Annotated in this window: 13 protein-coding genes; all 13 read left to right on the top strand. The window is 43.5% G+C overall.

All coding sequences use genetic code 11. The features are described 5' to 3' along the window. Positions 1 to 20 precede the first annotated feature (20 nt). The 13 genes from AC58UU_RS10845 (at position 21) to AC58UU_RS10905 (ending at position 24,059) form a co-directional block, all read left to right on the top strand. Positions 21 to 1,553: an ABC transporter substrate-binding protein gene (locus AC58UU_RS10845; protein WP_497315432.1), complete on the top strand. Its 1,533-nt coding sequence runs from the start codon at positions 21 to 23 to the stop codon at positions 1,551 to 1,553. A gap of 212 nt (positions 1,554 to 1,765) precedes the next feature. Continuing rightward, complete coding sequence (locus tag AC58UU_RS10850; protein WP_497315434.1) at positions 1,766 to 3,319, top strand: glycoside hydrolase family 43 protein; 1,554 nt, start codon at positions 1,766 to 1,768, stop codon at positions 3,317 to 3,319. Between the two features lie 76 nt (positions 3,320 to 3,395). Next, entirely contained in the window at positions 3,396 to 6,209 is a 2,814-nt protein-coding gene (locus AC58UU_RS10855; protein ID WP_497315436.1) for a family 78 glycoside hydrolase catalytic domain, read from the top strand. Beyond that, positions 6,206 to 8,512 (top strand): glycoside hydrolase family 2 protein, encoded by a 2,307-nt coding sequence (locus AC58UU_RS10860; RefSeq protein ID WP_497315438.1) that lies wholly within the window; start codon positions 6,206 to 6,208, stop codon positions 8,510 to 8,512. The genes AC58UU_RS10855 and AC58UU_RS10860 overlap by 4 nt, the downstream gene beginning before the upstream one ends. 139 nt (positions 8,513 to 8,651) lie before the next feature. After that, positions 8,652 to 10,208 carry an extracellular solute-binding protein gene (locus tag AC58UU_RS10865; RefSeq protein ID WP_497315440.1) on the top strand — a complete coding sequence of 519 codons (1,557 nt, stop codon included), beginning with the start codon at positions 8,652 to 8,654 and terminating at the stop codon, positions 10,206 to 10,208. Positions 10,209 to 10,448: 240 nt separating this feature from the next. Beyond that, entirely contained in the window at positions 10,449 to 12,428 is a 1,980-nt protein-coding gene (locus tag AC58UU_RS10870) for a helix-turn-helix transcriptional regulator (protein ID WP_497315442.1), read from the top strand. 243 nt (positions 12,429 to 12,671) lie between these two features. After that, positions 12,672 to 13,577, top strand: coding sequence for an ABC transporter permease (locus tag AC58UU_RS10875; RefSeq protein WP_497315444.1), 906 nt, complete (start codon positions 12,672 to 12,674; stop codon positions 13,575 to 13,577). Between the two features lie 2 nt (positions 13,578 to 13,579). Then, the gene (locus tag AC58UU_RS10880) at positions 13,580 to 14,449 is read left to right on the top strand and encodes a carbohydrate ABC transporter permease (RefSeq protein WP_497315446.1); all 870 of its coding nucleotides are present in this window, start codon (positions 13,580 to 13,582) and stop codon (positions 14,447 to 14,449) included. Positions 14,450 to 14,518: 69 nt separating this feature from the next. Continuing rightward, the gene (locus AC58UU_RS10885) at positions 14,519 to 16,111 is read left to right on the top strand and encodes a type 2 periplasmic-binding domain-containing protein (protein ID WP_497315448.1); all 1,593 of its coding nucleotides are present in this window, start codon (positions 14,519 to 14,521) and stop codon (positions 16,109 to 16,111) included. 106 nt (positions 16,112 to 16,217) lie between these two features. Then, complete coding sequence (locus AC58UU_RS10890; RefSeq protein ID WP_497315450.1) at positions 16,218 to 18,863, top strand: glycosylhydrolase-like jelly roll fold domain-containing protein; 2,646 nt, start codon at positions 16,218 to 16,220, stop codon at positions 18,861 to 18,863. Positions 18,864 to 19,045: 182 nt separating this feature from the next. Further along, complete coding sequence (locus AC58UU_RS10895; protein ID WP_497315452.1) at positions 19,046 to 20,785, top strand: sensor histidine kinase; 1,740 nt, start codon at positions 19,046 to 19,048, stop codon at positions 20,783 to 20,785. A gap of 18 nt (positions 20,786 to 20,803) precedes the next feature. Then, positions 20,804 to 22,411, top strand: coding sequence for a response regulator (locus AC58UU_RS10900; RefSeq protein WP_497315454.1), 1,608 nt, complete (start codon positions 20,804 to 20,806; stop codon positions 22,409 to 22,411). Positions 22,412 to 22,553: 142 nt separating this feature from the next. Further along, positions 22,554 to 24,059: an ABC transporter substrate-binding protein gene (locus AC58UU_RS10905; RefSeq protein ID WP_497315456.1), complete on the top strand. Its 1,506-nt coding sequence runs from the start codon at positions 22,554 to 22,556 to the stop codon at positions 24,057 to 24,059. Positions 24,060 to 24,086 lie beyond the last annotated feature (27 nt).

A 24,086-nucleotide genomic window follows, 5' to 3' on the forward strand; every position in this document is an offset into this window, starting at 1 on the left:
GATACTTTTGGGGGGATACGATGAAAAGGAAATTGAAGTTGGCGACATTGTCGCTTGTCACAGTTATGTTAACGGGAGTAATTGCTGGGTGTTCATCTTCGAAAACGGATGGAAATAGTGGTGCAACTGCAACTTCAGCTTCTAGCACAACTCCGAGCAGTGCGACGAAAGATCCTTATGAGATCGCAATTGCCATGCCGGCATTCGGAGCAGTTCCGAAGGATACGCAAGCCGTGCAAGATGAAATAAGCAAAATCACAAAGGCCAAAATCAACGCGACAGTTAAAATCATACCTATTAGTATCGGGGCCTGGGCTCAACAAAAGAATTTAATGACTTCTGGCCGTGAGAAACTGGATTTGTCCTTTGAATTTGGTGCAGGGTACAGCTCGAGCGTGGCAACTGGAAATTTTGTCGCGATCGACAATCTGTTGGATAAGTATGGTGACGGAATAAAAAAACAGATCGATCCTGCCTTTCTGTCTAGTGTTAAAATTGATGGGAAGACCTATGGCGTGCCTGTCTATAAGGATTACACGACAGGAGTTCCCGGGGTACTTATGCGGAAAGATTTAGTGGATAAGTACAAAATTAATGCAGCATCCATCAAGACGATTGATGACCTGGATCAAGTGTATAAGACGATTAAGGAAAATGAGCCAACTATCGCTCCACTCGGAGCAGGATTATCGATGCCGTCAGATGTTTATGTCTGGTATGATAAGCTGGGGGATCGCTTAGGTGTGTTGCCTGAGTATGACAATGGTTTGAAAGTCGTGAATTTGTTCGAGACCAAAGAGTATGAAAACTATTTGAATAAGGTTCATAGTTGGGCTAAGGCCGGATATATCAACAAGGATGCTGCTACAACGCAAGCTAACGCCTCTGATTTGTTGAAGGCTGACAAGGCATTTTCTTATTTCATCGGCCTTAGACCGGGCAACTTGGAATCGGAAATCCGAGCGAATGGCAAAGAGCTTGTGTATGCGCCCTTGATGTCTAATATTTATTCGACTACGTCTAATACGCAAGGTGGTTTGTGGACGATATCTGTAAATTCTACTAATCCTGAACGCGTCATGATGCTTATGAATCTGATGTACACGGATAAGGATCTTGCTAATTTATTTATCTATGGTATTGAAGGGAAACACTATGTGAAGGCGTCGGAGAATTCGATCGATTACCCTGCAGGTATTGATTCCAAGACAGTTGGATATTCGATTCAAAGTTGGATTTATGCTAATCCATCCATCGCCTATCTAATGAAGTCAGACTTACAGGACATGTGGAAATTGACTGCAGAAGCTAATCAAAAAGCTATCAAATCAAAAGCACTTGGATTTACATTCAATTCGGAGCCTGTCAAAAATGAAATTATTGCTCTTAAAAATGTAACAGATCAGTATGCAAAAGGTTTAGAGTCAGGAACACTCGACCCGGCCGATAAATTGCCTGACTTCAGAGCTAAACTGAAAGCTGCGGGTATCGATAAAGTTATTACGGAGAAGCAAAAGCAGCTTGATGCTTGGGCGGTTGCAAACAAAAAATAAGAACGTTAAAACCAGGTTTCCATTTTAATGGACCTGGTTTTTATTTGCCTTTACTACTTAAAAGGAAGTCGGTAAAACGTTATGGATGTGTCGTGAGAGTGTTAGTGAGTTATTTCGATTGACATTAAGATGTTAGTATAGCTTTTTGTTTTTTTGTAGGTTGCAGGTGAGGTTGATTTTTCAATTGGGTAAACAAAGAAAGGGCGATCAAAATGGCGGAGTCAACGATTCAATATTCAAACCCGGTAATCCCCGGCTTTCATCCTGACCCAAGTGTTTGTCGGGTAGGTGCAGATTTTTATCTGGTTACAAGTTCTTTTGAATACTTTCCTGGCGTCCCGATCTTCCATAGCCGCGATCTCGTTCATTGGATGCAAATCGGACACTGCCTTACCCGTCAAAGCCAGTTGGATCTGGAAGGCTGCAGAAGCTCAATGGGCATCTATGCGCCAACTATTCGCTTTCGTAACGGTCGTTTCTATATGATTACAACGAATGTTAAAATGTTTCGCAATTTCTACGTATGGGCTGAAAGTCCTGAGGGGCCATGGTCTGAACCGATATGGCTAGAGTGGCCGAGCGTGGATCCGTCCCTATTTTTTGATGAAGATGAGCGCGTTTACATTACAGGAACCGGCGGTTTTTTCGGGGACGAGCCAAAGGGGATTTATCAAGCGGAAATCGACATGGAGTCCGGAGAGCTGTTATCTGAACGACGTCTCATCTGGCAAGGAACAGGCGGTAAATCGGCGGAAGGCCCGCACCTGTATCGAATAAACGGGAAGTATTTCTTGATGATTGCAGAGGGAGGAACTGAGTATGGTCATATGGCTACGATCGCAAGGAGCGATTCGCCGTATGGGCCATTTGAGAGCAATCCTAACAATCCAATTCTGACGCACCGAAGTTCAAGTAGTCCCATCCAGGCGACGGGACATGCGGACTTAGTCCAACTGGAAGATGGAAACTGGTGGGCCGTTTTCCTAGGGATTCGTCCCGTATCCGTTCCTTTTAGCGGGAGGCACCATCATTTGGGACGTGAGACCTTCCTAGCTCCAGTTACCTGGTCCGAGGACGGATGGCCGGTGATCGGGGAAGGCGGCAGGATTGCAGAGAAAATCGATGCCGGAACGCTTCCACTTGTAGTCGATGAGACGCCAACGACTGACATTGATGATTTTAATTCCAACCGGCTGCAGCTAGAGTGGAACTTCTTAAGAAATCCGAAGGACGAGGACTGGTCTCTGGAAGAAAGACCGGGTTGTTTGACACTACACGGCTCAGCATTGACCTTAAATGATATCGGTTCTCCGGCATTTGTCGGACGGAGACAGCAGCATTTTCGATGCAGTGTTTCTACACGAATGTCATTTGAACCCGTACATGAAGGCGAAGAAGCTGGGCTTACGGTTTATATGAATGAGCGATTCCATTATGAAATAGCACTTACCTGTGGAGTTGAAGGACGTCGCCAAGTAATCTTTCGCAGGCGAATCGGGTCACTATGGAAAGTGGAGCTGGAAGAAGAGTTTGAAGGCTCAGACATCATCCTCGGTTTGGATGCAGAACCTTTCCAGTACTCTTTTTTCTACTCATTACCGAATGGAGAACGTAAGGCTTTCGGTTCGGGGGAGTGCTCGCTTGTCTCCACCGAGGTAGCTGGCGGCTTTACAGGTGTGTTTTTCGGATTGTATGCGACGGGTAACGGCAAACCATGCAAAGCTTCTGCCTCGTTCGATTGGTTTCAATATACGCCTAGTATGTGACGTAGCCCATGAATTACGTAAAAGATTCATTCCAGACTTTTATAAATAATAAATCGTGATTTGGGAGGTTACCGAAATGTTGAAAGCAGTATCTTTGCGAACGGAGTATTTGGAAAATCCCTTGGGATTGGATACAAAAAAGCCGCGTCTGAGCTGGAAGCTCCATTGTGACGGCCGGAACATCATACAAACAGCTTATCAAGTTCAAGCTTCGGCGACCGAGAGCTTTACTAGCATGATTTGGGACAGCGGCAAGGTTGAAACCGGACAGTCACAGGCTGTTTTGTATGAGGGTTCGGAATTAAAGTCGATTGAACGTATCTATTGGCGAGTCAAAGTTTGGAGTAATCATGCAGAGGAGTCGCCGTTCAGCGAGACGGCGTTTTTCGAGACCGGGCTATTGCACACTTCGGACTGGAAGGCGTACTGGATTGAACCTGAGAAGGAAGTAGATATTGACGCCTATAAACCGGCTTCGTATATCCGGAAGGAGTTTACCGTAAAGAAGGGGCTCGTCTCGGCCAGAGTTTGCCTTACATCGAAGGGCTTGTACAGCTTTTATTTGAACGGTGTTGAGGGTACAGACCACCTTTTTACGCCAGGGTTCACCTCGTACTACAAACGCCTGCAGGTTCAAGTATACGATGTGACGCATCTTCTGCACGATGGCTCCAATGCACTTGGCGTTATTCTCGGGGATGGCTGGTGGAGAGGGACTACCGGCGGCGCAAGTCTAAAGAGCAATTTTGGGTATAAAGTTGCCCTGTTGGGACAACTGATGTTGGATTACGAAGATGGAAGCCGCGAAATCATCGGCAGTGATGCCTCTTTTAAGACTTCCCAGGGGCCTTTGTTGAAATCGGATATGAAGGCGGGAGATCTTTATGACGCTAGAATCAACCTTGAGGGTTGGAATCAACCTTCATATGACGATTCTTCTTGGGAAGAAGTGGCGGTCGTGGAGGAAGGTTACGACAACTTGATCGGTTCCCGAAGCGTACCGGTAAAACAGAAAGAAAGATTTACGCCGAAAGTAACGCGGACACCGAATGGAGAGATGATTATCGATTTTGGTCAAAATATCGCAGGTTGGGTAGAAATGAAGGCGCAAGGCGATGCAGGAACTGAGATTGTTCTAGTCCATGGGGAAGCTTTAGATAAGCATGGAAATTTTACCTTGCAAAATCTCTCAGATCATGGAACATTGGAGGATTTCCAAGAGGTTCGTTACATTACGTCTGGACATGGTGTAGAGACCTATCGTCCACGTTTTTCGATCTTTGGTTTCCGTTATGTTCTCGTGAAGAATTATCCGGGAGAAATAACACCTGAGAATTTTACAGCAGTGGCAGTGTATTCCGACTTAGACGAAACGGGAGATTTCGCCTGCTCGAATCCGCTAATCACGAAGTTGGTATCTAATTCTAAATGGAGCCAGAAGGGGAACTTTATGGAGGTGCCTACCGATTGCCCGACCCGGGAAAGAGCGGGATGGACAGGGGATGCCCAAGTATTCTGTAGAACGGCTTCTGTTTTCATGAACGTGTACCCATTCTTTGAAAAGTGGATGGCCGACGTTGCAGCGGAACAATTTGCTGACGGTTCGGTCGGCAGCACAGTGCCAACCGTTATTGGGCATCACAGCGTGGAGGAATGGCAAAGATTCATGGAGCAAAATAACAACCCGATGGTGGCCATGCGCAGGCCCAAACCCGGTACAGCCAGTATTCTTGACGGTTCTGCAGGCTGGGGCGATGCGGCTGTTATCATTCCATGGACGATGTATCTTTGTTATGGAGACAAGGCTATCTTAGAGAGGCAGTTTGATTCAGCGAAGGCATGGGTCGATTACATGGCTACTGGCGCGAAGAATGCGAATGAGCTATACCAAAATACGCCTGCTTATCAAAATTATACAGATGGAGAACGTGATGCTGATTACATCTGGGATACAAGGTTCCATTGGGGAGAGTGGCTTGAAACGGATACGGAGTTCAGTGATCTCATGGCCGTTTTGAGCAAAACCAAAGGAAACCATCCGGATGTATCAACCGCCTACTATGCCTATTCCACCCGATTGTTGGTTGAAATGGCGACTGTGCTAGGCAAGACGGAGGAAGAAGCCAAATACCAAGCACTTTATGAGAAAATTAAACGCGTATATAATCAGTACTTTATTAAAGATGACGGCTCTATATTGGAAGGCAGGCAGGCACCTAATGTTCGTACGCTAGCATTTGACTTGGCGTATGAAGATAAAAAACAAGCCGTTGCCGACAGACTGGCGCAGTTGGTTGTTGAACAGGATTATCACTTGAACACTGGCTTCCTTTCGACACCTTTCTTACTACAAGTGTTGGCGGATTACGGACATGCTGATATCGCTTTCCGGTTGTTGGAGCAGGATACTTGTCCTTCGTGGCTGTACGCCGTCAGCAATGGTGCGACGACCATTTGGGAGAGTTGGAAAGGTATTAAGCCGGACGGAGAACTATCAGGATCATTGAATCATTATTCGTATGGGGCCGTATGTGATTTTCTCTTTGCGGGCATAGCCGGAATACGTCCTGTTTGGGAGAAACCAGGCTACAAGCATTTCATATTGAAACCAATGGTTGGAGGAACGCTGACGCAAGCATCCGCTACGTATGAGTCCCTCTATGGAACCATTGCATCTAGCTGGGAAAAAACGAATCAGGCTGTAAACTATCGTTTTGAGGTACCGGCGAATACGACGGCGACGATCATGCTTCCAGCCAATCAAGACGATCTTAAGCAAGTATCCATCGAATTCCCAGATGCCCGATATGAAGATGGCCGAATTGTATGTACGGCAGGAAGCGGCGAATATCAGTTTACAATTTTGGTAGGGAGAGTGGCTGCACAATGAGAAGAAGTATAGAGATCAACGAGACTTGGAGATTTATTCGTCAGGACGAAGAACAAGCTGCAAGCGAATTGTACAAGGATGATCATTGGAATACTGTGAATCTTCCCCATACATGGAATGCGATCGATGGAGCAAATGGCTACGAATATTATCAAGGCGCTTGTTGGTACAGAAAGGCTTTTGTGGTTGAGCCGTCTTACGAGGGAAGTCAGTTGTTTATTGAATTCAATGGTTCTAACAGTATTACGGATGTCTATGTAAATGGTCAGCATTTGGGGCAGCACAAAGGAGGGTACTCTACGTTCAGGTTTGATATGACAGACGTCGTTATACATGGAGCTTCAAATTTAATTGCCGTAAAAGTGGACAATAGAGTTGTGGATGACGTTTATCCTCAGAAAGCAGACTTTACCTTCTACGGGGGGATTTATCGCAATGTGAAAGTGGTGGTTACGAATCCTGTTCATTTCGATTTGATGGACCATGGTTCACAGGGTGTTTATATTGTTCAGGAAGAGGTATCAAAGGAAAGAGCCCAGCTAAGCATTAGAGCAAATCTTGTAAATGACAGTAATGAAGAGAAAAAAGTTAGAGTGTGGGCAGATATTTTCGATGCTGATCATCATAGTGTAACCTATGCCTCTAAGGAAGTTATATTAGCTGCAGGAGAAACCAGAACAGAAGAGATGCCTTGTATCATTGACCATCCAACACTATGGCACGGTAGACAAAATCCCTATATGTACAGTGCTAATCTATCGATGACTAGCTTTAATGACACGATAGATGAAGTATCGATTCCCTTTGGCGTAAGATACTTTCATGTTGATCCTGAAAAGGGCTTCTTCTTAAACGGTGAGCATATGCCTTTGCATGGTGTATCTAGACACCAAGACAGGAAGGATATGGGTTGGGCTATTACGGAACAAGAACAAGTCGAAGATATGGCCTACATTCAGGAAATTGGAGCATCTTCCATTCGATTAGCCCATTACCAGCACAGCCAATATTTTTATGATTTATGCGACAAAGCAGGTATGGTGGTATGGGCTGAGATTCCATTCATTTCAGTTATGTCGCAGAACGAATTGGAAGGAATGAATGCCAAGCAGCAGATGGTCGAATTGATTAGGCAGAACTATAATCATCCTTCCATCGTATTCTGGGGGATACAGAACGAAATTCAAATCGGCGGTGAACGACCAGAAGTCAGAAGACTTGTTAAAGAGTTACATGACTTAACGAAAAAAGAAGACTCCACTCGCCTTACGACAATGGCTAATGTTTTATTTGTCAGTGAGGAAGATGATTATAATCGTATGACGGATGTGATCGGATACAATAAATATTATGGTTGGTATCACGGTAACGCGGAAGATTTTGCACCTTGGCTTGATAAGTTTCACCGCATTAACCCCGATGTGCCGCTTTGTATATCTGAATACGGGGCAGAAGGTATTGTCCAATACCATAGTGCTGATCCCAAGGTAAAAGACTACACGGAAGAATATCATGCTCTGTTCCATGAAACGGTTTGGAAGACTTTCGAGAAGAGACCTTTTCTTTGGGCAACGTATGTATGGAACATGTTTGATTTCGGAGCGAATATCAGAGATGAAGGTGGAGTCCAGGGAAGAAACAACAAGGGTCTTGTCTCCTATGACAGAAAGATCAAGAAGGATGCCTTTTATATGTATAAATCGCATTGGTCTGAGGAAAAATTTGTTCATATCACCAGTAAGCGCCATGTTGATAGAGCAGAGGGAAGCATTCATGTTAAGGTGTATTCAAACTGCAATGAAGTAATGCTATACGTAAATGGAAGTGAATTTCAACATAAAACCAGTGCGGATAAGGTTTTCATTTTTGAGAATGTATCCCTGATTGAAGGCATGAATGAAATACGTGCGGTAGCCACCGGAAATAATGCTCAATACGTAGATATTGCCAAATTTAATAAGGTGGAAGAACCGAATCCAAGTTATGAAGCTCCCGTAGAGGAAAAAGGCGGCGAAGTTTCGAACTGGTTCCAAATGCCTGATTTGGATGGAGAGATCGAGGAATTACAGTTCACGAACGATGTTTACTCGACGCGTTGCACGTTTAAAGAGCTTTTTGAGAATAAAGATGCGGAATTGGTCTTACATAAATATTTAGGGGAAAGTTTTAGGGAGAGACCAACTTATAGTATGACGCAAGGATTTAAGATTGATACCTTGGCTGAAATGGCCCCCGAACACTTCACTGAAAAGCTATTATATGCACTCAATAGAGAGCTTACTAAAATTAACAAGAACAAGTAATATCCATTAAAGAGTAACGAAAAAAGCCGGCGATTCCGGCTTTTTTTCGCATTTTCTCCAAAAGCAAGTATAATGTTGGGCTTGTGTCCTCGCAATGATATAATATTTAATTAGTTGCAAATTGAAAGGGGCAAGAAAGATGGCAGTACAATCAAGAATGATGCGGATGATTGCATTGTTAGCCGCAAGCGCATTGCTTGCCCTAATAGCGGCAGGATGTACAAGTGCGAGTTCAGGTAATAAGGATACTGCAGCTGGAAAAACTTCTGAGAGTGAACAGAAAAAGGAAGGTAAGACAGTTAATATTCTCATGTTCAGCGATTATGGGAGAATGCCTGGGCCAGAAGATAAGCAGATGAAATATGTTACTGAGAAAACAGGTATTGCAGTTAACACATCAACGCTCCCTTGGAATGGTGGCACTGACTTTACAAAAGGTTTAAATGTTAAGATTGCTGCTAACGAGCTACCGGATCTGTTCTTACCTCACGGGGTTGAAGATACGCTACTTAAGCAAGGTGCTTTACTTGCCTTGGATGATTTGCTGCCACAGTATGCGCCTACCTTATGGAAGGCAATTCCTCAAGATGTGTGGGAAAGTGTGCGAGCCAACTCTCCAGATGGAAAAATTTATTTTATCCCGAGAGTTAATTTGTATCCAAGATATAGTTCATTGATCCGCAAAGATTGGTTAGACAAGGTAAACATGAAGATACCGACAACAAAGGATGAATATGTTGCTGTCCTTCAGGCATTTCGCGATCAAGATCCTAACGGCAACGGTATAAAGGACGAGATTCCTACCAGCGGACGAGAAGCGGGGCGATGGATGGATGACATATTCTTGATGTACGGAGTTGCTATGGTAGAAGGTTACCCGGTTTGGGATTTGTATAACAATGAACTTACGTACTCAGCTGTCACTCCCAATATGAAAGCAGCCCTTACATTTGTAAGAGAACTTTACAAAGACAAATTGCTGGATAATGAAACATTTTTGAATAAAGAATTGACATGGAAAGCTAAGATTCAGCAGGATAAAGTTGGCGTCTGGTATCATGTTCCGTATGGAATCAAGCAAAACTTCTTCGAGAATTTGCCTAAAATAAATCCGAATGCCTATATTGTCGGAATGCTGGTCCCCAAGGTTGAAGGGTTTGACAGTTTTACTCCGAGACCACTTATCAATAATATGGAGTGGGCCATTCCCAAATCATCCAAAAACGCAATGGAAGCTATGAAGCTTCTTGAATTTTATGCGAAGCCCGAGAATCGTAATTTTGCGTCTTTTGGAATCGAAGGCGAACATTATGAAATGAAGGATGGCAAAAAGAAGAGGTTGCCTATCAGTTCAGATCAAACTTATCTGATCGACTTATTTCCAGTTATAACAACGGAGCAGATGGCAATGACGCTTCAGGATCAATATGAACCGAAGGTTGCCCAGATGATGATAGATGCGATGATGGTAGGTGGAAGAGACGGTAAACGGATTGCCGGCGATGGAATTCCTGTATCGATTTATGATGGCTTCCCGGACATTAAATCCAACAAGCTCTATCAAGAATACATGTCCAAAATTATTGTCGGTGATTGGCCGATTGATAAATTTGATGAATTCGTTCAAAGATGGAAAAGCAGTGGGGGAGACGAAGTCACGAAACGGGCGCGCGAGTGGTATGCAAAGAAGAAATAATTAGGGAAAACGGCAGGGGAAAGCATGAATGTATACAAGTACAAAGCGAAACTGATTTTCTCGAATATCAAAACAAGATTAATTCTCATACTTACACTGGTCATTTGCCTCGCAATTGCTTTGGTTGGCACTGTCATGTACAGTCTCGCCAGACATTCACTATTAGAGGAGATTAAAGTTCCGCACCAGCAGATGTTGACCTTCGTCAGGGACGATGTTGACAGGAAAATGAACGATATTATGACAACGTCTATTTATGCAGTTCTCGACCCGCTGACGATCGATTTCTTGCGTTATGACAATCATAAAAGTATGGATACCATACTTGGGGTTGTGTCAATGTTGGATACTTTAACTCAAAATAGTTCGATTATTGACAGTATCTATATATATGATGAAAAAAATCGCCATGTTGTTGGCAGTTCTCCTTTCGGTTTTAATTCCAGTATTGAGACCTTTGGTGACAAGGGCTGGGTATCTCAATTGTCTTTAGCTGAACAGGACGCAAACAATTTGACTTTTGCTAAAAGGATGAAAGACCAAGGCGAAATGATAAGTTTCATTAAACGAATATACGAAGATAACAAAATATCCGGATACCTTATCATAAACTTGAAATCCTCAAAACTATTTTCCCAGATCATTCCTGAAGGTTCTACTAACAATGAGGCAGTTCGAATCATTCAAGACTCAAAAGGAGAAACTTTATTCTCAATTGGTGAAAATAATAAAGAGCAGGTGAACCCCAACAAATATTTTATTACTCAACTGACTTCAACTTCAACGCAATGGAATTACGTTTATGCGGTTCCTCAAAAACAAATTTTCGGCAAATTGTATTGGATTCGGACCATGACTTTCGTAGTGTCCGCGGTTACCATGTTGATCGGAATGCTGATTATCTTCCAAGTTAACCGCATTACGTTTAGACCTATTGAACGATTGATTAAAACGGTTCGCAGCCATCGGAATGAGGCATTAGAGGTTGATTTCACTCAGTTGGAATCCTACGTCGGAAGACTACTCACGCAACTAACTTTCTTGCATGGTAGCAACAAAGAATTAAAAGCCAAATTTATTCAAGATATGGTTTACGGAAGACTGCGCCGTAAGGAATTTGATCGGAAATGGCGGTTGCTTTACTCAGAATGGCGTTCTGACTTACCTGTTTATGCGGTTATTGTTTCGGTGGATGCCTATTACAATTGGTTGAATGGGTACAAGCAAGATGATCAGTTATTACTTAAGTTTGCAGTAGGTAATATTTTCGAGGAAATTCTGGGAGAGAGTTTTAGGGTGCAGTTTGAAGATTTAACCCAGGATCGCAGTGCCCTCATTGTACAACCCTTGTCTTCCGAAATGGATCTGCAAATGCTCTATGATAAACTTTTAAATGGGATTGAAGTCACTGATAAACTGTTGAAAATTTCATTATCAGTAGGTGTTGCCGAATCGCTATATCCGATTAGCGGTGATCTCAGCAGTCGCTACAAGCAAGCTGAAGTGTTGCTGCTGGATCGCTTGTATATGGGGTATAAAAAACTTCATGTGCCGGAGCAAGCATTACCCTATTCAGAAGCGCAAGGCCCTGGCTCTAAAAATGAAACTATTCATGACATTGCTCAAGGGATTAAAGAAGGAAAGACGGAATATACAAACAGCATTTTAGAGAAAATACGGATGGAGTGGGAAACGTCAAATTCAAAACCTCTGCACGTATACCGCTGGTATTCCAATGTAATTAAGGAAATGATAACGAAATTCAGAGACCCAGAAGATGAACAATTCCAGGAAATCATGGATTCGTTGGATTCCCTTCAAACGTTGACGTTTTCAGATTTGCATCAAATGACATTGGATGAAGCTACCTACCTAGCAGAAGAAGTGAAGAAAAGAAAACCAACAAAACATGATAATTATTTTAGGAAAATGGTCAATTACATCCAAGAGCATTATCCAGAAAATATTGGTGTGTCGCACGTAGCGGAGGCAGGAAGCATTAGTCAGTCTCAGGCAAATGTCCTCTTTAAACAAGAAACTGGAACTTCGATTTACGATTATATTACACAAGTGCGAATTGAGAAAGCGGAAGAATTACTTAAGAATACGAACTTGAAGGTAATTGAGATTTCTGAGAAAGTTGGATACGCTAGCGAAAATAGTTTTATTCGTAACTTTAAAAAAATTAAAGGGATTACCCCTGGTAAGTTTAAAGAATAAAAAGACTTATATATGAAGCGGAGAAGCTGAAAAAGCTCTCCGCTTCTATTTTTTTCACCATCATATTCAACAAATCATATCTATATCCACCATTTATACGGTAATTTGCTGGATTCAGTGATGGATTGAAGAACTTCGATGTTGAGTCCAGATACAGATGGCCGTATTGTTGGATCAAATAGAAGTGGAGGAGTCAGGTGGAGCTGAAGCCAATCACATTTCTAACATCAGGGGGGAAATAAGTTGAAAGTAGTTGCATCTCATCGAATGAAGGTGTTTTGGCCACTATATGTCATGGCCATACCAGGTATAGTTTTTCTCATCATATTTAAGTACATTCCGCTTGCGGGCTCCGTAATCGCATTTCAAAACTATTCTGTATTCAAAGGATTCTTGGATAGCCCATGGGTTGGATTCAAAAACTTTGAAACCTTGTTCCAGTATCCGGACTTTATAAGGGTGTTCAGCAATACACTAGTGCTTGGATTTCTGCGCATTGTAATCGTGTTCCCAATTCCTGTCCTGTTGGCGCTCATGATCAATGAAATCCGGAAATCGGCCCTGAAGAAAGGGATTCAAACGGCTCTGTATGTGCCGCATTTCCTTTCATGGGTCATCGTATCAGGCATTATGTTTGATATGTTTTCACTAAGCGGACTGTTTAACATCGTGATCGGGTGGTTTCACCATGATCCTGCCTTGGTTATGCAGGAAAGTTCCTATTTCCGTATTGTTTATGTGCTTTCTGCCATCTGGAAAGATGCGGGATGGGGAACTGTTGTTTATATGGCAGCAATCAGTTCGATAGACCCACAGTTGTACGAATCATCGATGATCGACGGAGCATCAAGGTTCAAGCAAATCCGGCATATAACATTTCCACTGCTGCTACCTACTGTATTAGTCTTACTATTACTAGAAATCGGTAATTTCTTGGATTTGGGCTTTGATCAAGTATTTAATCTACAGACGCCAATGACTTATAGTGTTTCGGATATCTTAGATACTTACGTGTTCCGAACAGGCATTCAACAAGGGCAGTATAGCTTTGCGACAGCCGTCGGATTATTTCAATCGTTAATTGGATTTATTCTAGTATTTACTTTCAATAAGTTGTCGAAAAAAGTTTCAGACGGGGGGTTATGGTAAGTATGCTTGAATCCAGAGGGGAAAAATTATTCGGTTCAGTCGTTACTATCATCCTCCTACTTGTATCTTTCATCGCAATTATTCCGCTACTATCCGTACTCTCGACCTCATTCAGTTCTAAACGGATGGTGGATATGAATCTGGTCACAATTTGGCCAAAGGAATTTACATTAGCCTCATGGGATTTTATGATGTATCGTCCCGATCTATGGAAGTCGTTCTTCTTAACACTGGGTACAACGGTGATTGGAACGATTTTGGCGCTGCTCGTCACGGCCCTTCTTGCATATCCGTTGTCTAAATCGGAATTTCGTTGGGGCACTGTCATTATGATCGGTGTCGTGATTGCGATGATCTTCAAGGCGCCCCTTGTTCCTTATTTTCTGACAGTAAAAGGTATCGGGCTTTACAATAACCCATTGGTGTTAATCATACCTCATATCTTAAATCCATTTAATTTGATCATTATGCGTACATTTTTCAAGCAGTTTTCCAAAGAGTTGGAAGAAGCCGCCTTTATAGAGGGCTGCGGATATTTCCGAATGCTGTTCCAATTCGTACTTCCGCTTTCCAAGGCTGTGTTAGCTACTTTGGCTTTATTCTACGGTGTTGTGTTATGGAACCAGTTCCAGCATCCGTTGATGTTCTTGCAAGACACGAATCTATTCCCACTGCAAATTAAGATTCGGCAATTCATCACCGACGACAACATTTTGGTTACAGGAGCCGTCTCTACAGCTGGTTTAGCGTACAATGAGCGTACACTTCGGGCGACAACCGTTATTTTTGCTATGATCCCTGTTGTGGCTGTATATCCTTTCTTGCAAAAATACTTCGTTAAAGGGGCTATGCTTGGCTCTGTAAAAGGATAATCTCACATCGGTTTGTAGGCTCATTGAGTCTTAAACATAAACTATTTTTAAAATTAGGGGGAACATGGAATGGTCATCAAAAAGATTGGGGTACTTGCAGCAGTCAGCGCCCTTGCTTTTACAGTAGTAACAGGCTGTAGCGACAAAACGAATTCTTCCGAAAGTGCAAGTTCTTCATCGGCAGCGCCGAACCAAGGGGTATCTCCAAAGGCGGAAGACATTGTTGATATTGAAGTCTGGGGAACTAACATCGGGTATAAACCAACCACCAAAGGCAGCAAATTGTATGAATTCTATAAAGAAAAATTAGGCGTAGGTGTTATCAGTCCATATGTGGAATGGAATGGAGGGACGGCCTATTTAAATACATTAAATCTAAAGATCGCATCTGGTGAATTACCCGATTTGTTTTTGCCGCAACAGGGAATCGAAAATACCTTAGCCAAAAATGGAGCTATCGCCGATCTAACCGATTTACTACCGAAATATGCCCCGAATTTATGGGAAGCCATTCCTAAGGATATGTGGGATATTGTGAAAGCGAATGATCCTACTGGTCAGGGCAAAATTTATTATATCCCTGGTATGGTAGATTACGGAAGATATTCTGGCATGATCCGCAAAGATTGGCTAGACAAGCTGGGCTTACAGATGCCGAAGACGCAAGACGAATACGTCAAAGTTTTGGAAGCATTCCGGGACAAGGACCCTAATGGCAACGGGCAGAAGGATGAGCTTCCGACTGGTGGTCGTCAGGAAGCACGCTGGATGGATCAACTGTTTGCGATGTACGGAGTAGCTATGTTTGAAGGCTATCCGGATTGGGATTTATATGACGGCAAGCTGACTTATTCCGCAGTATCACCGAATATGAAGTCTGCCTTAGAGTTTATCTCCAAGATGTACAAGGACGGATTAATCGATAAAGAATCCCTACTGAATGATAAAGCGAAGTGGGACGGCAAGGTTGCAGCTAATAAGGCAGGCAACTACTTCCATTGGGCAGAACAAACCAATCTTTATTTGGATAATTTGCAAAAGAACAGTGGTGTGAAAGGTACATTTGCTTCTCTTCCAATACCAGAGGTTCAAGGATATAAGGGTTTCTATACTTGGAAGCGATTTACACCTCCGGCCTGGGTTGTGAAGAATGAAAAGGATCAAAAGAAGTTAATGGCTACTTTAAAGTTACTGAACAACATGTATGACAAGAAGAATTGGAATGCTTTGTACCTGGGTGTTGAAGGCATGCACTATACAATGAAGGATGGCAAAGCCGTTAAACTTCCGGATGATAAAAGTACCCAAGAGAACCTTATCCTAGATCCTTATGCCAAAATCTCGACCCTTGATTTTACAAGTAATCTCCTGAAAAGTACGTCATCGGAAGATAGAATGTGGGAAATTGATCAAACCGTTCAAATCATGCAGGATGCCCAGAAGTATGCGAAAGTCATTGCTGGAGACGGAATGCCGGCGAGTGTATATGAGGGTTTCCCGGATATCAATAATCGCACACTCTATATCGAATACGCTAGCAAGATCATTACAGGGCAGTACCCGATCAGCAAATTCGATGAGTTTGTAGAAAAATGGAACAAATCTGGCGGCGAAGAGGTTACGAAGCGCGCAAGAGAATGGTATACAAAAGTGAAAAAATAAATGGTTAACGCTAATATCCGCTCGGCTTCCCATCGAAGTCGAGCGGATATTTCAATCTAATCTCGGGAATCGAATGAACCGAACCTAAATAGGGGGCTACACTATAATGAGTAATCGTATTAAGGAAGTGCTTGAGGGGCAAGAACATAATTATATCCTACCTTTTCTTTGGCAGCATGGTGAGGAAGAACAGGTCATACGTGAAGAAATTGCCCGTGTTCATGAATCTGGAATCGGAGCCGTTTGTATTGAAGCTCGTCCCCATCCTGATTTCCTAGGACCGAAATGGTGGACGGATATGGACATTATTATGGATGAAGCTCGGGATCGTGGAATGAAGGTATGGCTGCTTGATGACGATCATTTTCCAACTGGACATGCGGCGGGGAAAGTGAAGGAGGCTCCAGAGGAGCTTCATCGCAAGTTTTTGGGTGAACGTTATATCGACACTATCGGTCCTGCAGAAGGCACCTCTCTGCTGGTGGATACTTTGTTACTGCGTGGGCTTAGACCAACCATCTCACAGCCCGAAAAAGCGAGTGGAAAGAATAAATTAATCTCCGTTGTCGCAGTACGCCGGCATCCTTCTAATGGAGAATTACTCGATGATTGTATTGACATCACAGATCTTGTGCAAGACGGTATCCTGTATTGGAATATCCCTGTTGGGTATTGGCGAGTATTTATCATTTCAGAAAATAAAGATGGCGGCAGCCAGCAGCAGGAAGATTATCTGAACCCGATAGATCGAGATTCCGTCCGTATTCTGCTCGATACGGTGTACGAGGCTGTGTATGAACGATACAAGGAAGATTTCGGAAAGACATTTGCTGGATTCTTCTCGGACGAACCTGGATTTTACAATGATAAGACTACCTTTGACTTCAATTCAAAACCTGGAAAACAAGGAGTGCCGCTTCCTTGGAGCAGTGAAATGTCGGTTTTGCTTGAGCAGGCTCTAGGTGAGGAATACCGTAAATTCCTCTATCTTCTCTGGCAGGATGCGGGAGAACAGTCCAATATCATACGGTACACCTATATGAATATTGTCAGTAAGCTCTACGCGGACAACTTTTGCAGCCAAATCGGAGAGTGGTGCAGAGCTCGTGGGGTCGAATACATCGGACATGTCCTTGAAGACAACAATGTGCATGCAAGACTTGGCTCTGGCGCCGGACATTTTTTCCGCTCACTAGGGGGACAAGATATGTCTGGGCTTGATGTGGTGATGTGGCAGATCGTCCCCGGCTTCGATGAATTGCCTTTCCGCTGGCCGGCGGGGGAGACGGATAGCGAATTTTTTCACTATGGCCTCGCTAAGCTTGGTGTATCGCTTTCACATGTCGATCCGAAAAAACAAGGTAGAACAATGTGCGAAGTGTATGGGGCGTACGGCTGGACGGAAGGTTTGAAGTTAATGAAATGGCTTACAGATCATATGTTAGTCCGCGGCGTCAATTATTTTGTCCCGCATGCCTTTACACAGAAAGCGCCTGATCCGGATTGTCCGCCGCATATGTATGCAGGCGGGAAAAATCCGCAGTACCGTTATTACAAGCATTTAAATCAATACATGAATCGGATTAGTCATCTGATTTCAGGCGGAAGGCACGTGGCGTCTGCGGGTGTCGTGTATCATGCTGAAGCTGAATGGTCTGGGGAAGCGATGTATTTTCAAAAACCCGTGAAGCAATTGATGCAGCATCAGATCGACTGCGATGTTCTTCCAATCGATATTCTTCTGGATGCAGCAAAAGTGATAAACAACAAGCTGCATGTCAATAATGAGGATTTCCAGTGCCTTATAGTACCCTATGCAGAGGCGATTCCGGCAGCAATGATTCGTCGTTTGGTGGAGTTTTCCGAACAAGGACTAGCTGTTCGCTTTGTCGATGGGCTGCCAGCACGATCGAGCGAGGGTATCGAGGTTTCAGCTGAATTAACTTGGCTTGCAAATCATTTGAATGTAAAGGTTGTTGCTTTAGATGATCTGGCGCAAGAACTGATTGCAGACGGACATTATGAGGTAAGCATTGACTCACACGAGCCGTATCTTCGTAACTACCACTATCTTCATGACGGTTTAGATGTATTTATGTTTTTTAACGAACATCCACATCGAACCATTCGTACGAAAATTGTTTTGCCTGTCCAAGGTGATGTATTCGCCTATGATGCATTCTTGAATCAGTTAACTAGATTACATGTAATTCGAGAGAATGATGTCAATGCGGTGGAGGTTGTTCTTCATCCATATGAGTCCATCGTACTGCTTCATGGTACTGCCCTTGAAGGTTTTGATGCGTTACCGTTGTATATTGCTGGAACGGAACATGAACTAAAAGGCGAATGGATCATTTCCACTTCTGAGGCTGAACATTATCCGCATTTTAAGGAATGGGGAAAACTGGGAGCTTCAACGAATATGAGTAGGCCTGATTATTTACCTCGATTTACAGGTACATTCCGTTATGAGATGGAGTTTGAATGGAATGAGTCTACTGAAAAAGCTCTTCTAGATTTGGGCGAGGTCTATGAGACGGCACAAGTATGGATAAACGGTGAGGAAGCAGGAGTTCGCATTTGTCCGCCTTACCGCGTTGAGATCAATGGATTAATAAAAAAAGGGAAAAACAAGCTAGTTATTGAAGTTACGAATACTTTGGTGAAGGAACAACCCGATTTCTTATCGGCATTTGCGCAGCAAGAACCGAGCGGACTCCTTGGACCCGTACGAGTGATCCGATTATGAAATCCTCCTCAGTCTAGCGAAAGACGGCTAAAGTCGTTATATGTATAGTGATATGTCGTCAAAACGGTAGCGAAGATGGTTGGAATCCTATATGATTTACGTTGGCATACTAATGAATAAGGATGGACTGCTGAGAGGATTCTCGGCGGTCCTTTTAGATTTCCAGAAGGGAGAGACATTGGATGGGACTGCGGCTTCCGCATATATCATGGAATTCCATTCGGTTCAAGCTGGTAGCCGGGCTGCTCTTTGTGACAGTTCCTCTCATCACGCTGCTGATCTACAATAATTTCTACAGCATTCATGTCGTACACAATCAGGTGGCGTCGTCAATTAAAAATTTAATCTCTTTGTATGAGGGGCAAATCGATACCCAACTGCAAGATGCGGATCGAAATTTGATCAGCTTAGTAACTTCGGATAATGATATCCGATCCATGAATACTCCTAATTCAGAGGACGAATATCAGCTGGCCAAGCATAGCGTTTCAGATAAACTATCAAGCGATATAGTTCTTTATAAATCGGTCGATGCTTTTTATGTGTATTCACGGTCAAGACAGGATTTGTTGGACGTTTTCAAAGCATCGGTTACATTTCCGGAGAGGGATCAGGTTGAGCAATATTTACAACGTTTGCTGAGCGAACATCCTAACCTTGCGGAGATTCGTGGCAGTGGCTGGTTCGTTCAGAAAATCGGACAAGACTATTACATGCTGCGCGTGATTCAATCGGGTGATCTGTATATCGGGGCATGGGTCAACGCTAAGACTCTGCTCATCCCGTTGAATCTAATTAATTTGGGCAGCGAAGGGAGCGCTCTTTTTGTAACAAATCAAGGGGAGTTGATGGTCAGCACCAATCCATTGCCTGATGAAAACATTGATTTCTCGAAAAGCTTTCAGCAGTTTTATATGTCTGGAAGCAAGAATAACATGCTAATTGTCGGGGAGCCCTCGCAAAAAGGCGACTTTAACCTGGTAGCGGTTATTCCGGACAAACAAATTTTACAAAATTTGCCTAGTTTGACGCGTGTCATAGAGGTGATTTCACTTGCCACCATTGTGCTTATACCGATAAGTCTTTTTTTTCTCCGACACATTCTGCTCGTTCCGCTTAAACGGATGATTGCAGTTATGAGAAGGATCAATGATGGAAACGTGAACGTTCGAATCGAGTCTTATCCGGCTTCTGATGAATTTCTATTGGTCAACCAAACCTTTAACCGCATGATGTCGCAAATCGAAGAGTTGAAAATCAATGTGTACGAAGAACAGCTTAGCAAGCACAAAGCGGAGCTTCAACACTTGCAGCTGCAGATTAACCCGCATTTTTTCATGAATTCTTTGAACATCCTGTTTAATCTGGCACAAGTGAAAAACTACGAATTGATTCAGGAAATGACGTTATGTCTTGTCCAGTATTTCAGATTCATGTTTCGAAGTAATTTGACGTTCGTTACGTTGCGGGAAGAATTGCAGCATGTCCGAAACTATATTCGGATTCAGGAGCTCCGGTTTCCAAACAGCTTAACTTGTACGATCGATTCACCCGATTTCCTGGAAAATATTCCGATCCCCCCCTTGGTGATTCAAACCTTTTTGGAAAATTCCATCAAGCACAGTGTCACGCTGGACGAACCCGTGCATATTTCCGTTGCCATCGACTTGATGGAAACCGGACTGGAGCCCAATATCGAAATCATCATTCGAGATACTGGCAAAGGATTTTCGGAGGAAGTATTAGCCGAGATTCGTTCTGGAAACCGCGTGGTCGACGAACAAGGCGAGCATATTGGTATTTGGAACGTTCGTAAGCGATTGCAACTGTTATATGGAGAGCATGCTGCCATATCCTGTTACAATGGTTTCCCTAGCGGCGCTGTTATAGAAATCAAGCTTCCATATCAATCGGAAAGATAGGAAAGGGGCTCCCCTAGTATGCTTCAATTATTGATTGTAGACGATGAAATACATGCTGTTGAAGGAGTCCGGTCGGGAGTCGAGTGGCAGAAGCTTGGTATAACCGCAGTATTCTCGGCTTTTACCGTAAAACAAGCGAAAGAGCTGTTCGAAAATGAGCGAATCGATATTATGCTCTGCGATATCGAGATGCCGCAAGTTACGGGACTGGAGCTGGCGGAATGGGTTATGGAACGATATCCGAGCACGGCGCTGATTTTCTTGACCTGTCATGCTGATTTCAAATATGCCCAACAAGCTCTCCAGTTAGGGAGTCTGGACTACATTCTCAAGCCGATTCCGTTCGATGAGTTGGAAAAAACGATCCTCAAAGCGGTTGAGAAAATCAATAAAGATTCGGAATTAATTGAATTCAGCCAATACGGCCAATTCTGGTTCCAACATCAACCAATGCTGATTGAGCGGTTCTGGCTGGATATCATCAACCAGACGATACCGCCCAGAGCGGAGTCGGTAAGTCGTGCCGCGGCGGATCGCAACATTCCTTATGCCGAAAAAATGACATTTGCCCCGGTGCTAATTAGTGTGCAGAGATGGCACAAGCAAGTGACAATGCGCGAAGAAAAGATATTGGAGTATGCTCTGAAAAATACCGCTGAAGAAATCATACTTGGGAACAAACAGAACGGACAGATTATCACATTAGATAGCGGAAGATTGCTTGCTATCTTATCTGCAGAAGGTTATTCCGACATCGAACTGTTGCTGAAGCAATCTTGCAAACGTTATATTGACGCCTGCGGGCAGTATTTTTATTGCGATCTTTCCTGTTATATTGGTGAGAAAGTACGTAGTCACGAAATGTTTGAGATGGTGAAACGGCTTGGTGACTATGAGAAAAGCAACGTGGCATATAACAATAAGGTTTTCCTGCTTTCCGGGTTTCAAATACAACCTAATATTAAACAGCTCCCCGACATGAGCACGTGGTCCATTATGCTGAAGGAGGGGGAGTTCGCTAAAGTATTGGAGGAAGCAACCTCTTTTTTGGACCTTCTGTTGCGACAGGATGGTTTGGATGCGAAACTACTTCACCAATTTTACCAGAATTTCCAACAAATGATGTATTATATGCTCCAGACGAAAGGAATTCAAGCTCATCAATTGTTTAGCGATACCATCTCGCTGGAGTTTTCCGCAAACGCGACCCGCTCAGTTACCGATCTGATCGCATGGATGAACCACGTTGTAAGCAAAGCGATGGAGTATGTGAACACAGTTGAACAATCCTTCAGTGTTGTCCAAAGAGTTATTAGTTACATTAAGCAGCATATTGCAGAAGACTTGTCGAGGGAAGAGATTGCGAATCACGTGTTTTTGAATCCGGACTATTTGACCCGGATCTTTAAAAAGGAAACCGGCATGGCCGTATCGGATTATCTGTTTCACGAACGGCTCAAGCTTGCCCAGGAACTTCTCGAGAAAACGGATATGCCGATCAGCGCCGTGGCATCGCATATCGGGTATGCGAATTTCTCCCATTTCTCCCGGATGTTCAAGAAGCATACCGACCTGAATCCGATTGAATATCGTCAGATGCACCAAACAGCTCAGAGTGAAAGGTAGTCGGCAAATGCACAGTGAAAAGTCGTAAGCGGAGCAGAAACGAATCTGCAGCAAAAGTAAAATAAAGATATGCTTGCTGAAGATTCCGAGTATCGCAAACAGTTTCAGTAGGCAAACGCCAAATAGTAAATGGGGGAGTACTATGAAGAAGAGATTCATGTCGGTAAGCGCACTCATTATAGGATCTATGCTTGTTCTATCCGCTTGCAGCAGCAATAGCGGAGATACGGCGCCGGTAGCCGGGGATAAAACGGCAAAGCCGGAGGAAAAACCGACGGAACTGACTGTTGCTTTCCCGATTTTCGGTGCAGTGCCTAAGGAGATGTCCTTGGTGCAGGATTCCATTAATCAAATCGCACAGAAAAAAATCAATGCAACTGTGAAGTTGACGCCGATCAGCATTGGGAACTGGGAGCAGCAAGTTAACCTGATGCTGAGCAGCAGCGAAAAGCTGGATTTAATGTTTGTATCAGGCACCGGCTACAGCAGCTATGTTTCAAAAGGTCAAATTGTTGCGCTTGATAAACTGCTCGAACAGCATGGCCAAGGGATTGCAAAAGCGATGGAATCGGACTATCTCAAGGCAGCCAAAATTGCTGGATCAATCTATGCTATTCCTACCATCCGCGACTTTGCCGCGTATAATGGTCTGACAATGCGGAAGGATTTAGTCGACAAGTATCAAATCGATGTCAGTAAAATACGTACTTTGGACGATGTGGAGGCAACATTAAAAACGATCAAGGAGAAAGAGCCAAATGTGACGCCGCTGATTCCAGGCAGTATCGGCAGAACGATGCTCGATTCGTACCGTACGTTTGATATGCTTGGGGATTCACTTGGTGTTCTTCCGAATTTTGACAATAATCTCAAAGTAGTCAATTTGTACGAAACGGATGAATATGCTCAGTTTATTAAAAAGATGAGAAAATGGTATACATCTGGCTTGATTCTGAAAGATGCCTCAACGAATAAAACTTCTCAGTTTGATTTGATCAAGTCGAACCGCGGATTTGCCTATTTCTCCAATATGAAGCCAGGGTTTGAACAGCAAGAAACGAAGAGCAGCGGTGTGCCTATGGTCACGGCAAGCTTGCTTCAGCCTGTTTCTACAACTACGAACGTCACAGGTGTCATGTGGGGGATACCAATTAACTCCAAAACACCGGAAAAAGCGATGGATTTCCTGAACCTTATGTATGCAGACAAAGATATCGTCAACCTGTTCGATTGGGGTGTGGAAGGGAAACATTATGTCAAATCGGATAACGTCATCGACTTCCCTCAAGGCGTTGACGCCAAAACCTCGGGCTACAACCCGAATATGGGATATATGTTCGGTAATCAATTCCTATCCTATGTATTTAAGGGTGAGGATCCAAAAATTTGGGAAAAGATGGATCAATTCAACAAATCGGCATTAAAGTCGAAGGCGCTGGGCTTTACGTTCGACGCAAATCCGGTCAAGGCTGAATATGCCGCGGTAACCAACGTGGTTACGCAGTACAAGCTTCCGCTTGAGACTGGGAGTGTCGATCCGGAGAAAATCTTGCCAGAGTTTATCTCCAAGCTGAAATCCGCCGGAATTGACAAAATAATCGCAGAGAAGCAAAAGCAGCTCGACGAGTGGGCGAAAAGCAGAAAATAATCATTTCGGCACTTATTCATTTGCCCC

Source organism: Paenibacillus sp. JT22N1 (genome assembly GCF_059692155.1).

What these genes read in the sequence shown, in the direction of transcription:
- AC58UU_RS10895 (WP_497315452.1), top strand. Translation starts at nt 19,046, where the DNA reads ATGGGACTGCGGCTTCCGCATATATCATGGAATTCCATTCGGTTCAAG.
- AC58UU_RS10885 (WP_497315448.1), top strand. Translation starts at nt 14,519, where the DNA reads ATGGTCATCAAAAAGATTGGGGTACTTGCAGCAGTCAGCGCCCTTGCT.
- AC58UU_RS10900 (WP_497315454.1), top strand. Translation starts at nt 20,804, where the DNA reads ATGCTTCAATTATTGATTGTAGACGATGAAATACATGCTGTTGAAGGA.
- AC58UU_RS10905 (WP_497315456.1), top strand. Translation starts at nt 22,554, where the DNA reads ATGAAGAAGAGATTCATGTCGGTAAGCGCACTCATTATAGGATCTATG.
- AC58UU_RS10880 (WP_497315446.1), top strand. Translation starts at nt 13,580, where the DNA reads ATGCTTGAATCCAGAGGGGAAAAATTATTCGGTTCAGTCGTTACTATC.
- AC58UU_RS10850 (WP_497315434.1), top strand. Translation starts at nt 1,766, where the DNA reads ATGGCGGAGTCAACGATTCAATATTCAAACCCGGTAATCCCCGGCTTT.
- AC58UU_RS10860 (WP_497315438.1), top strand. Translation starts at nt 6,206, where the DNA reads ATGAGAAGAAGTATAGAGATCAACGAGACTTGGAGATTTATTCGTCAG.
- AC58UU_RS10865 (WP_497315440.1), top strand. Translation starts at nt 8,652, where the DNA reads ATGGCAGTACAATCAAGAATGATGCGGATGATTGCATTGTTAGCCGCA.
- AC58UU_RS10845 (WP_497315432.1), top strand. Translation starts at nt 21, where the DNA reads ATGAAAAGGAAATTGAAGTTGGCGACATTGTCGCTTGTCACAGTTATG.
- AC58UU_RS10855 (WP_497315436.1), top strand. Translation starts at nt 3,396, where the DNA reads ATGTTGAAAGCAGTATCTTTGCGAACGGAGTATTTGGAAAATCCCTTG.
- AC58UU_RS10870 (WP_497315442.1), top strand. Translation starts at nt 10,449, where the DNA reads ATGACAACGTCTATTTATGCAGTTCTCGACCCGCTGACGATCGATTTC.
- AC58UU_RS10890 (WP_497315450.1), top strand. Translation starts at nt 16,218, where the DNA reads ATGAGTAATCGTATTAAGGAAGTGCTTGAGGGGCAAGAACATAATTAT.